The organism is Mycobacterium sp. (genome assembly GCF_032161845.1).
Lineage (GTDB): Bacteria > Actinomycetota > Actinomycetes > Mycobacteriales > Mycobacteriaceae > Mycobacterium.
In genome coordinates, this window is the sequence record NZ_JAVRQA010000417.1 from 1 (window position 1) to 11,590 (window position 11,590).

At 67.6% G+C, this 11,590-nt stretch carries 12 protein-coding genes; 6 read left to right on the top strand and 6 right to left on the bottom strand.

Features of this window, described 5'->3' with window-relative positions:
- The 3 genes from QOD90_RS22575 to QOD90_RS22585 form a co-directional block, all read right to left on the bottom strand.
- Positions 1–503: cupin domain-containing protein (locus QOD90_RS22575; protein WP_526353246.1), on the bottom strand; the 503-nt coding region annotated here is incomplete at its 3' end.
- 36 nt (positions 504–539) lie between these two features.
- Positions 540–1,283, bottom strand: a complete 744-nt coding sequence (locus QOD90_RS22580; RefSeq protein ID WP_526353248.1) for an SDR family oxidoreductase — start codon at positions 1,281–1,283, stop codon at positions 540–542.
- Positions 1,284–1,365: 82 nt separating this feature from the next.
- Positions 1,366–1,956, bottom strand: coding sequence for a TetR/AcrR family transcriptional regulator (locus QOD90_RS22585; RefSeq protein ID WP_526353250.1), 591 nt, complete (start codon positions 1,954–1,956; stop codon positions 1,366–1,368).
- 60 nt (positions 1,957–2,016) lie between these two features.
- Here QOD90_RS22585 and QOD90_RS22590 point away from each other — a divergent pair, with 60 nt between their 5' ends.
- Entirely contained in the window at positions 2,017–2,631 is a 615-nt protein-coding gene (locus tag QOD90_RS22590; RefSeq protein ID WP_526353252.1) for a hypothetical protein, read from the top strand.
- Here the strand turns inward: QOD90_RS22590 and QOD90_RS22595 are convergent.
- Positions 2,628–3,671, bottom strand: a complete 1,044-nt coding sequence (locus tag QOD90_RS22595; RefSeq protein ID WP_526353254.1) for an aldo/keto reductase — start codon at positions 3,669–3,671, stop codon at positions 2,628–2,630. The genes QOD90_RS22590 and QOD90_RS22595 overlap by 4 nt on opposite strands.
- An 88-nt stretch (positions 3,672–3,759) precedes the next feature.
- On the opposite strand from QOD90_RS22595, the gene QOD90_RS22600 reads away from it, so the two are divergent.
- A complete protein-coding gene (locus tag QOD90_RS22600; RefSeq protein WP_526353256.1) occupies positions 3,760–4,362 on the top strand; it encodes a TetR/AcrR family transcriptional regulator in 603 nt (200 codons plus the stop codon).
- 5 nt (positions 4,363–4,367) lie between these two features.
- On the opposite strand, the gene QOD90_RS22605 is transcribed toward QOD90_RS22600, so the two are convergent.
- Entirely contained in the window at positions 4,368–4,805 is a 438-nt protein-coding gene (locus QOD90_RS22605; protein ID WP_526353258.1) for a hemophore-related protein, read from the bottom strand.
- Positions 4,806–4,990: 185 nt separating this feature from the next.
- Here QOD90_RS22605 and QOD90_RS22610 point away from each other — a divergent pair, with 185 nt between their 5' ends.
- Genes QOD90_RS22610 through QOD90_RS22625 form a run of 4 tightly spaced genes read left to right on the top strand, consistent with a single transcriptional unit; the run spans position 4,991 to position 11,126 of the window.
- The gene (locus QOD90_RS22610; protein WP_526353260.1) at positions 4,991–6,010 is read left to right on the top strand and encodes an iron ABC transporter substrate-binding protein; all 1,020 of its coding nucleotides are present in this window, start codon (positions 4,991–4,993) and stop codon (positions 6,008–6,010) included.
- 12 nt (positions 6,011–6,022) lie between these two features.
- On the top strand, positions 6,023–7,597 hold the full coding sequence (locus tag QOD90_RS22615; RefSeq protein WP_526353262.1) for an ABC transporter permease: 1,575 nt from the start codon (positions 6,023–6,025) through the stop codon (positions 7,595–7,597).
- Positions 7,594–8,649 (top strand): ABC transporter ATP-binding protein, encoded by a 1,056-nt coding sequence (locus QOD90_RS22620; RefSeq protein ID WP_526353264.1) that lies wholly within the window; start codon positions 7,594–7,596, stop codon positions 8,647–8,649. The genes QOD90_RS22615 and QOD90_RS22620 overlap by 4 nt, the downstream gene beginning before the upstream one ends.
- A gap of 50 nt (positions 8,650–8,699) precedes the next feature.
- On the top strand, positions 8,700–11,126 hold the full coding sequence (locus tag QOD90_RS22625) for an AMP-binding protein (protein WP_526353266.1): 2,427 nt from the start codon (positions 8,700–8,702) through the stop codon (positions 11,124–11,126).
- On the opposite strand, the gene QOD90_RS22630 is transcribed toward QOD90_RS22625, so the two are convergent.
- Positions 11,092–11,590: acyl-CoA thioesterase (locus QOD90_RS22630; protein WP_526353268.1), on the bottom strand; the 499-nt coding region annotated here is incomplete at its 5' end. The two genes, QOD90_RS22625 and QOD90_RS22630, sit on opposite strands and share 35 nt — an antisense overlap.

An 11,590-nucleotide genomic window follows, 5' to 3' on the forward strand; every position in this document is an offset into this window, starting at 1 on the left:
TTGAGGATCACGTCACGGCTCGGCCCGTCGGTGTCTGCTTCCTCGGCGATGAGTTCGACGAGCCGGGTCAACCTGGCCGCACCCGGTTGTCCACCCCGGACCAGGACGACCGGCGGAAGTAGCGCCACCAACAGGGCGGCGCTGGCCGGGTCGAACCGGAAGTACCCGCCGACCATCCGCATGCTGACCGGCTCCGATTCGGGGCCGTGGTGGGTGTCACGGGAGTGGTCGAGCGGCGCGAAGATGGGCGTGACGTCCGGGCTTCCGCTCATGGTGAACTCCGGCGTCCGTGGAAAGAGCAGGAAGTCACCGCGGCGTAGCTCGACGGCGTCGAGCCCCTCGGGCTCCAGCAGGCACGACCCGTCGAGCATCAGGCAGAACGCGGGGTCGCCGTAGCGCGGCTTGCGCACGCTCCACTGCCCACCGCCCGTGATGACCTTGGCCAGCACCGCCTCGGGGCGCAGCAGCGACATCAGTTGCTCCAGCGGTTCGGCGTCGCCCATGCCGCAAACGCTAGCGTGGCGCCGCGCCCAATCGCCTCAGGTCGACTGGGCCAACGCCACGGCATCGGGACCCGCGGGAAACCTCAGCCGGTCCGACGTGTCGGTGGCGGCCCTGAACACCACGTCGGCGACGTCGCCGGGGGTGGTCACCTCGCCAGGTTGACCGAACGCGTCCAGGACGGGTGCCGCGAACGGCAGGTACTCCTCGGGAATCAGTCCCGACATCCGCTCGGTGCCGTTGCTGGTGAACGCCGTCGACGGTCCGTAACCAGGCTCGACGAGCTTGACCCGCACGCCGAAGAAGCCCAGTTCCAACGCCAACGATCCGGAGAAGCCCTCGATCGCGGACTTGCTGGCGGTGTATACCGCGGCCAGCGGCATGGCGGCCAGCGTGGTGCTGGAGGTGACGTTGACGATGACGCCGGAGCCGCGCGAACGCATCTGCGGGACGACGGCCTGGGCCATCGCCATGACGCCGAAGGTGTTCGTGTCGAACAACTCTCGCGTCGTGTCCATCGGAGTGGCCTCGAACGCTCCGACGGCGCCGATTCCCGCGTTGTTGACCAGGACGTCGATGCGGCCGCTGGACTGGACGGCGTTGGCGATGCTGCCCGGATCGGTCACGTCGAGCGGGAGCACCGTCAACCGGTCCGAGGCGGGCAAGACGTCGTGGCGCGGGGTTCGCATGGTGGCGACGACGTTCCATCCCTCGTCGAGGAACTTCTGCGCGGTGGCGAGGCCGTAGCCGGATGAGCATCCCGTGATCAGCACTGTTGTCATGAACGAAAAGCTAACGGGCACAGCGGTGCCGGACAACGCCGTGGCGTCTGAGAAAGCTTCGCGTTCGTCTTGCCGGCCGCCGTCAGCGAGTGCTTGGCAGCAGCGCGATGAAGTTCTCGGTGACAGCCTGCAGGCGAGCCGGCGGATATCCCGACTTGCGCAACGCCTCGCAACCCCGGAGCAGAGTCAGCACCAGCAGCGCCAGTTGGTCGGGTTCGGTGGCGGGATCGATGTCGCCGTCGCGCTGCGCTTCCGCGATGGTGTCGGCGAGCAGCGCCTGGTACTTCTGCATCGACGCCTTGACCCGACGGGCCACGTCTTTGTCCGTGGAACCCAACTCGGCGGCACTCTTGGCCATCAGACAACCGCGCTTGGCTTCCGCGGGCGTGGCGCCGGCCACGTTCCTGAGATGACCGACCAGCCGGTCGAACGCCGGGACGCCCGGGATTCCCAAGTCATCGGCGACCGACCCCATGGTGGCGGCGCAGTAGTCGTCGAGCGCCCGCAGATAGAGCTGGTGCTTGTCCCCGAACGCGCCGTAGAGACTTCCGCGGCCGAGGCCGGTCGCCTCGGTGAGGTCCTCCAACGACGTGCCCGCGTAACCGGCCGACCAGAACTGCTCGCGCGCGGCCGCAACGACGTCTTCCTCCGCGAACTTCCGTGGGCGTGCCATGTCTTGATCGTACCGATTGTTAACCGATCGTTCCAGAACCTTCGTGCGAGGATGGCGCTCATGGCTGGCCGACTACGCCCAAGGGCCCTCTTGTCCGTCCTACCACTCGCGGCAGCTGCGGTAGTCGGCGTCGGTTGCGACTCAGGAACCATCGTCAACACCGACGACGCCCGTCCCACCACACAGACCAGTACGACCGCCCCACCCCCGTTGCCAAGCCGCCCCACCAACGACACGTTGGCAAACGCCTTCGACTACGCCTCGCCTCAGTCGGACGGACAGACGGCCTACTACTTCACCAGTCCCAGCAAGCGGTGGGTGTGTGCGATCATCCCGCGGGACACGGCGGGCTGCCAGTCGGCCACCGGATCGACCATTCCCGTCAAGGGTGCGCCCGCCACCGTGCCGGGACAAGACGCAACGAACAGCGCGCCGAATGCCATCCAGGTCGGCAGGCTTGCCGAGCCTGGATTCGCCGCACTCGACGCGCCCGGATACTCGTTGGTTCCTGGACCGGCCGTCGTTCTGCCGTTCGGCAAGGTGCTGATCGTCTCCGGGTTCCGCTGCAACGTGCAGGAGGCGACGGGAATCTCCTGCGCCAGCGAGGTGACCGGCAAGGGCTTCACGTTCAGCGCGGACGGATACACCCTCCAGTACACGGATTTACCCGCCTAGGCCCGAGCGAACATCGGTGGGTTGAGTCGGGCGAACCCGGCCTGCCGGTGGTAGGGAAAGTACGGGTACGGCGCTTCCCGGGCACTCACCGCGTCGAGACGCGCGACCTGCTCGTCACCCAGTGCCCATCCCACGGCTCCCAGGTTTTCGGCCAGTTGGGCGCCGTCCCGGGCGCCGACGATCACCGACGACACGGTCGGCCGCCGCAGGAGCCAGTTCAGCGCCACCTGGGGAACCGACCGCCCGGTCTCCTCGGCAATCGCGTCGAGTTCGTCGACGACGTCGAACAGCAACGCCTCGTCCACGGGCGGCCCCGCCTGCGCCGTCGCGTGCAGCCTGCTGCGTTCGGGCCACGCCGCACCGCGCCGGATGCGACCTGTCAGCCGTCCCCAGCCCAGCGGACTCCACACCAGGGCACCCACGCCCTGGTCGACGGCCAGGGGCATCAGTTCCCACTCGTAGTCCCGCCCGATCAGCGAGTAGTACACCTGATGCGCGACGTAGCGCGACCGGTGAGCGGCGTCCGCGGCCGACAGCGACTTCATTAGCTGCCACCCCGAGAAGTTGGACACTCCGGCGTATCTGACCTTGCCCTGGCCTATGAGGACGTCCAGCGTGTCGAGCACTTCGTCAACCGGGGCGTGTGCGTCGTAGGCATGCAGTTGAAAGAGGTCGACGTGGTCCGTGCCCAGGCGACGCAACGCGTTCTCCACCGCCTCGATGAGCCGCGAACGCGATGTTCCCGCCTGACCGGGCCCGGCACCGAGTGGCAGTCCGGCCTTCGTCGAGATCAGCACCTGATCGCGCCTGCCCTTCAACGCCGCCCCGAGCACCTCCTCCGACGCGCCGTCGGAGTAGACGTCGGCCGTGTCGAACAGCGTTATCCCGGCGTCCAGGCAGGCGTCGACCATGCGGCGCGCTTCGTCGACGTCGACGGCGCCCCAGGCTTCGAAGAAGTCGCCTCGGCCGCCGAACGTCGCTGCGCCAAAACTCAATTCAGAGACTACAAGTCCCGAACTGCCTACCTGCCGATACTCCACGTCCACTCCCTAACAAGACGATGTTCCCATTAGTGAAGCTACCACCGATCCGCCCTTAACGACACTGCAGTCCCGTTATGATGGGCGCATGACAGCCGTGACCAGACCCGGCGGCCGCACCGCCGCCGTCCGGGACGCGGTCCTGCGCGCCGCTGCCGAACTGCTCGTCGAATCCGGTCTCGAGGGAATCGAATTGGCCGCGGTCGCCCAGCGGGCCGGGGTCGGCAAGTCGACCGTCTACCGGCGGTGGGGGTCGGTTCCGGCGCTCGTCGCCGATCTGCTGGTCGACATGGCAGACACCTCGTCGCGGCGCCCCGCCACCGGCTCGCTGTCGACCGACCTGCTGGTAGCCGCGAAACTGATCCGGCGCACGTTGACCGACCCGCGCCAGGGCCCGCTCTTCAAGGCGATCATCGCCACCGCCACCTGCGATCCGACCACCGCGGATGCGCTGGCGGCGTTCTACCGCAAGCGCATCGACGAGGTGTCACCCTTCGTCACCGAAGCGGTCGACCGCGGCGAGGCCCCTCATGGCATCGACGCACGCGAGGTGGTCCGCCACCTGTCGGCGCCGCTGTATTACCGGTTCCTGACCGACACCGCACCGATCTCGGCCGCCGACGTTCGATGCGCGGTGGCCCTAACCATGGCCGGGGTCCGCGCCGGCGTCTTCGGCCCCGCCGCGAGCTAGACGGCTCAGGACACCGCCTCGAACAGCGTGGCCAACTGGCTCGGCGAGATGTCGATGCCGCACTGGTTCTTGACGTCCTTCAGCGGCTGGACGATCCGCTGCAGGTCAAGGAACTCGCTCGGATGGGCGAGGAAGTAGCCCCGCACCGAGGTCTGCGCCTCAGCCGCCGGCTGGTTGGCGGCAGCGGTCAACACGTCGTCGGCACCCGGATGCGCATCCAGGTAGCCACTCGCTGAGCTCAAGACGCCGCTGGCCGTCACGGCGAATCCGCTGGCCTTGCACGGCGCGGCACTGGCGGCAGGCAGAATCCCTGCGCCCGCGACGAGGACCCCGACCGCACCTGCGCCGAAGATGCCGATGGCGCCGCGACGCAAGGTGGTGGCGAACAGATTCATGTCGTTGATTCCTTTGGTGTCGAACGGACGCTGGGGTATTTCAGTCAACGTACAGAATCGTGTACCCGTCGTCCTGGCAACTGACACAAGTCGTTTCGCGGTCGTGCCAGGTCCGGCGCTACCTTCGCGGCAGCACCCAGACCCGCGAGGAAAGCACCCAGGTATGTTCGTTAGGCTATCCTCACCTTGACGAGCGCTGCCCGGCCATGACCGGCGCGGAAGGGATGTAGTCGATGCGGTCACCCTGGAGGCGGATCGGCGTCCTGCTTGCTGCCGTCGGCCTCATCGCGAGCGCGACGGCGTGCTCGTCGTCGTCCAACGAGTCCGACGGATTGCTGATCTACAACGCCCAGCACGAGTCGCTGACCAAGGAGTGGATCGACGCCTTCACCAAGGCGACCGGCATCAAGGTGACCTACCGCCAGGGTGGCGACACCGAACTGGGCAATCAGTTGATCGCCGAGGGCGCCTCGTCCCCCGCCGACATCATCCTCACCGAGAACTCGCCTGCCATGGCCGCAGTCGAGAAGGCGGGCTTGTTCGCCGACGTCGACCCGGCCACCATCGCCCAGGTGCCCGCGCAGTACCGACCCGCCACCAACAAGTGGACCGGCGTCGCCGCACGCACGACGGTCTTCGCCTACAACAAGTCGAAGCTCACCGAAGCTCAGCTACCCAAGTCGATCATGGATCTGGAACAGCCGGCCTGGAAGGGCCGATGGGGCGCGCCACCCGTCAAGCCCGACTTTCAGGCGATCGTGGCCGCGATGCTCGACCTCACCGGAGAGCCCGCGACCGCGGCGTGGCTTGCCGGGATGAAGGAAAACGCCGAGATCTTCCAGGACAACATCGCCACGCTGCGAGCCATCAATGCCGGTGAAGTCGACGGCGGCGTCATCTACCACTACTACTGGTTCCGGGATCAGGCCAGCACCAAGGAGATCAGCGGCAACACCGCGCTGCACTACTTCCGCAACTCCGATCCGGGCGCCTTCGTCTCGCTCTCCGGTGGCGGCGTGCTCGCGTCGAGCAAGAAGAAGGATCAGGCACAGCGATTCCTGACGTTCGTCACCAGCAAGGCCGGTCAGGAGATTCTGCAGAACGGCACCTCGTTCGAGTACCCGGTGGCAAGCGCGGTGCCCGCCAACCCCGCGCTGGTACCGCTCGCCGACCTGCAGGCCCCTGCCGTCAATCCGTCGGACCTCGACGCCAAGAAGGTCACCGATCTGATGACGAAGGCCGGCCTGCTCTAGATGGCGCGCTAGGTGATCACCGATCCGGTCCCGGCGGCGGCCCCCTCGAAGTCCGCCGACGGTGCGGGCGCCCGCCCGGGCCCGCGCCTCATCGGCGCCGTCGCGGTCCTCGTCGCGGTCACCTTCGTGCCCCTCGGCTACGTCGCCTGGTCGGTGGTGTCCACCGGGCCGTCCCAGGTGTACGCGCTCGTCGCGCGCCCTCGCGTTGGCGAATTGCTGGTCAACACAATCGGTCTCGTCATCGTGACCGTGCCACTGTGTGTCGTGCTCGGCATCGGTGTGGCCTGGTTGGTGGAGCGCACCGACGTGCCGGGACGTTCACTCTGGCGACCACTGTTCGTCGCGCCGTTGGCCGTGCCCGCGTTCATCAACAGCTACGCGTGGGTCAGTGTCGTGCCCTCGTTGCACGGCTTCTTGGCAGGCATTCTGGTGGCGACGATGTCCTACTTCCCCTTCGTCTACGTGCCGGCCGCGGCCACGCTGCGCAGGCTCGACCCGGCGATCGAGGAATCCGCACGGGCACTGGGATCCAGCCCAACGGGCACGTTCTGGCGGGTGGTGCTCCCGCAGTTGCGACTCGCGATCCTCGGCGGCGGCCTCTTGATCGGCGTGCACCTGCTCGCGGAGTACGGTGCCTTCGCGATGCTGCGCTTCGCCACCCTGACGACCGCGATCTTCGAACAGTTTCAGGCCACGTTCAACGGCGCGGCGGGCAGCACGCTTGCCGGTGTTCTGGTGCTGATCTGCCTGCTTCTCCTCGTCGGTGAGGCGGCCGCCCGAGGCAACGCGAGGTACGCGAGGATCGGCTCGGGTGCGCAGCGTCAACTATCCCGACATCGCCTGCGTGGCATGACCATTCCTGCCGCCACCGCACTAGTGGCGCTCGCGGTGCTGGCGCTCGGCGTGCCAGTGTGGACGGTGGCCCGCTGGCTGTGGATTGGCGGCTCGGCGGTCTGGACGCAGGCCGAGATCGGTCCCGCCACCCTCCAGACCGCAGGTCTGGCGGCCGCGGCCGCCGTGGCAACGACGGTGCTCGCCTTCCCGTTCGCCTGGGTGGCCGTGCGGTACCGAGGATTCTTCGCCCGCTTCGTCGAGGGAGCCAACTTCGTCACCAGTTCGATGCCGGGAATCGTTACCGCGCTGGCCCTGGTCACCGTCGCCATCCGCTTCGCACCGCCGCTGTACCAGACGGTTTCGCTGGTGTTGGCCGCGTACGTGTTGATGTTCATGCCGCGCGCCATGGTCAACCTCCGCTCCGGTCTGGCCCAAGTTCCCACGGGCATCGAGGAGGCATCGCGGTCGTTGGGCGTGTCACCAACCGGGACGTTCCTACGGGTCACGCTGCGGCTCACCGCTCCTGCCGCCGCGGCAGGCGCCTCCCTGGTGTTCGTGGCCGTCGCCACCGAACTCACCGCCACCCTGCTGCTCGCCCCGACCGGCACCACCACGCTGGCGATGCGGTTCTGGTCGCTGAGCAGCGAGCTCGATTACGCGGCCGCGGCCCCGTACGCGCTCCTGCTCGTCGCGCTGTCCGTGCCCGTGACCCTGGTGTTGTTCCGCCAGTCGACGAGGGCGGCCGCACTGTGACGGCGAACGCGCTCGAGATCACCGGTCTCGCCATGTCCTTCGGCGGTCAACCCATCCTGCACGGCGTCGATTTGACCGTGCCCAAGGGCACGGTCACCGCGGTCGTCGGCGCATCGGGTTGCGGCAAGACCACCCTGCTGCGATTGATCGCCGGCTTCGAGACTCCGGACGGCGGAACGATTTCCATCGCCGGACACACGGTGGCCAGCGGCCAACGCGTCACCGCGGCGCACCGCCGCGACGTGGGTTACGTCGCGCAGGACGGTGCCCTGTTCCCACACCTGACGGTGGGCCAGAACATCGCCTACGGACTGAGTGGAAGTGCCCGCAGCACCCGTGCGCGGGTCGCCGAACTGCTCGCCACCGTGTCCCTCGACGCGTCCATGGAACGGCGGCGGCCCCATCAGCTCTCAGGTGGTCAGCAGCAGCGCGTCGCACTCGCGAGGGCGCTCGCGCGCGAGCCCGCGCTGATGCTCCTCGACGAACCCTTCAGCGCACTGGACACCGGCCTGCGCGCATCCACCCGCAAGGCCGTCGCGCAACTGCTCGCCGAGGCCAACGTGACCACGCTCCTGGTGACCCACGATCAGGAGGAGGCACTCTCGATCGCCGACCAGGTCGCGGTCATGCGCGACGGCCGATTCACCAAGGTGGGCACGCCGCAACAGGTGTATCTCACCCCCGAGGACACGTTCACCGCGCAGTTCCTCGGTGACTGCGTGCTATTGCCGTGCACCGTCGCCGCGGACGTCGCCGAGTGCGTGCTGGGCCGGCTGCCCGTGCGCGCCGGCGCGGCCGACGGCCCGGCGACCCTCATGCTCCGACCCGAGCAGCTCATCGCGACCACCGTGTCCGACGACGGCCACGGTGCGGGGGTCGGCACCGTGCTGTCCTCGGAGTTCCGCGGGCACGACGTCCTGCTCGTCGTCGATCCCGGTGTCGGCGAACCGATCACGGTCCGCCAGCACAGCCTCGACCCGCCGGGTGTCGACGCCAAGGTCCGCGTGGACGTCGTCGGGCCTGCCGTCGTTCTCGACGACCGGTCGCCGTAACGTTGAATCGACTGATCGACCATCTCGCATCGCGCGGTGAGGATCCCGCGGTGCTGACCGCGAATCGGCAAATCTCGTACCGCGCCCTCGCCGACGACGTCGCCGCGAGCGCCTCCGACCTCGGCACCCGACGCAGACTCGTCATGCTCGAGACCCGCAACGACACGGACACCTTGGTGAACTACCTCGGCGCGCTGGCGGGCGGCCACGTCGTGCTGCCCGTACCCGCCGATGTCGATCACACGGCGGTGCTAGCCGCCTACGACCCCGACGTCATCATCCGCGACGGCGACGTGACGCACCGCCACCCGCCCGCCCACGAACTCCATCCGGATCTGGCTCTGCTGCTGTCCACGTCCGGCAGTACGGGATCACCGAAGCTGGTGCGACTGTCGAGAACCAACGTCGCCACCAACGCCGAGGCCATCGCCACCTATCTCGACATCCGCCATACCGATAGGGCCGCAACGACGTTGCCGATGTCCTACTGCTACGGCCTTTCGGTCATTCACAGTCACCTGCTGCGCGGCGCCGGTCTGATCCTGACCGACCACTCCGTGGTCCACGACGCGTTCTGGGACCTGATGACTACGCACCGCGGTACGACGTTCGCCGGTGTACCCCACACCTTCGACCTGTTGGACCGCATCGGGTTCGAGGCCATGTCGCTGCCGCACCTGCGCTATCTCACCCAGGCCGGCGGCAGGCTCCAACCCGATCACGTTCGGCGACTTGCGACACTCGGCCGCCGTCGGGGGTGGCAGTTCTTCGTCATGTACGGTGCGACCGAGGCCACCGCCCGAATGGCTTATCTTCCACCGGAACTCGCGCACGACAAACCGAGCTCGATCGGAGTGCCCATTCCCGGTGGCAGTTTTGACGTCAAACCGGTCGACGGCATGCCAGACGACGTCGGCGAACTGGTGTATCGCGGCGCAGGCGTGATGATGGGTTACGCACACGATCGCGGCGACCTCGCGACGGGCAGCACGATCGAGGCCCTGCACACCGGCGACCTCGCACGCCGAGACTCCGATGGACTCTACGAGGTGGTCGGTCGCATCAGCCGCTTCGTGAAGCTCTTCGGCCTACGCATCGATCTGCAACGGGTCGAGGCCGCGCTGCAGGCCGAGGACGTGGCCGCGATCTGCGCCGAGGGGGACGGCGCCCTGTTGGTGGCGACGACCAACCATCCCGCGGAGTGCGACGTGGGCCTCGTTGCCGCAGCCGCGTCGGGCCTTCCCCGATCGGCGATCCGAGTCCTAAACGTCGACGAGATCCCTCGGTTGGCAACGGGTAAACCCGACTTCCAAGGGGTTCGGCAGTTGGCCAGCCAGACCGCCGTGCCCGACGCGCTCGATCTGCGCGGGCTGTTCGCCGACGTGCTTGCCCTTGACCCGGCGTCGATCGACCCGCGGGCCAGCTTCGTCGACCTCGGCGGAAACTCGCTGTCGTACGTGTCGATGTCGGTTCGGCTCGAACGCGCGCTCGGCCATCTCCCCGCCGAGTGGCAGCGGTTGCCGCTGCACGAACTGGAGTCCACCGGCCGACCCCGCCGGTGGTGGGGCACCACGGTCGAGACCAGCGTCGCCCTGCGTGCCATTGCCATCGCGCTGATCGTCGGTTCGCACGCCGGGCTGTACACGCTGTGGGGCGGTGCCCACATCCTGCTCGGCATCGCCGGCTACAACTTCGGCCGCTTCTGCCTGACCCCCCTGCCCCGGATCCAGCGGGCCCGCCACCTTGCCAACACGATCGCGTGGATCGCCGTGCCTTCGGTGTTGTGGGTGGCCATCGCCCTGGTCATCACCGACGACTACGCCGCATCGAATCTGTTACTGGCCAACAAGTTTCTGGGTCCCAGCGACAGCATGACGGCCGGCAGGCTTTGGTTCGTCGAAGTGGTGGTCTGGATTCTGGTGGTCTTGGCAGTGGTGTGCTTCACGCCGCTCGCCGACCGACTGGAGCGGCGTTGGCCATTCGCATTCGCTTCTGCCTTCCTGGCGCTGGGACTGGCGATCCGCTTCGACGGATTCGGAATGGACCGCGAGGCGTGGTTCACCATGCTCGCCTTCTGGTTCTTCGCGATCGGGTGGGCGGCGTCGAAATCCTCGACCGCGTGGCAGCGCGCCGCCGTCACCGCGATTCTCGCCGTCGGTCTCATCGGCTACTTCGGCAACCCCCACCGAGAACTGCTGGTGTTCACGGGCTTGGCATTGCTCATCTGGCTGCCCGCCATCCGATGCCCATCGGCTCTCACGGCGTTGGCCGGAGTGGTCGCAGAGGCATCGCTACTGATCTATCTCGTGCACTACCAGGTGTACCCATTGTTCTCCGAACACCGGCTGTTGGGCGTCGTCGCGTCCATGCTGACGGGAATCCTGCTGACGATGGTGGTGACCATGGCCCGCAAGAAGATTCGTCGTCGCGCGGCACTGCAGGTCAGCTCGGGGTGGGCTGCTCCCGCTCCGCGATGAGACCCTCCTGCGCCACGGTGGCGGCGATCTCGCCGTCGGCACCGATCAAGCTGCCGGTGATCACACCTCGTCCTCGGGCCGCCGCGGGAGATTTGGTCTCAAGCAGATTCCAGCGATCGGCCCGCACCGGCCGGTGAAACCAGATCGACGAATCGGTCGTACCACTGCGGTGGGTTCTGGCCATCATCGAATGACCGTGCACCTGCAGCGCAGGGTCGATCATGTACACGTCACACACGTACGCCGCGATCACGTCGTGTAACAGCGGAACTTCGGGGACGGGCACCACGACCCGCCACCAGAGCCGCCTGGTGAACTCACCGGTCGACCTGTCGTCTAGGACACGAATGTCGATCTCGTCCAACGGCATCGACGGCGCGGGCCCCGGCGGTCCGGTGCTTGGCAGGGTCTCGGGGTCCTGCGGCATCGAGGCGTAACGGCCGTGCTCTGGTCCGGCCATGGGC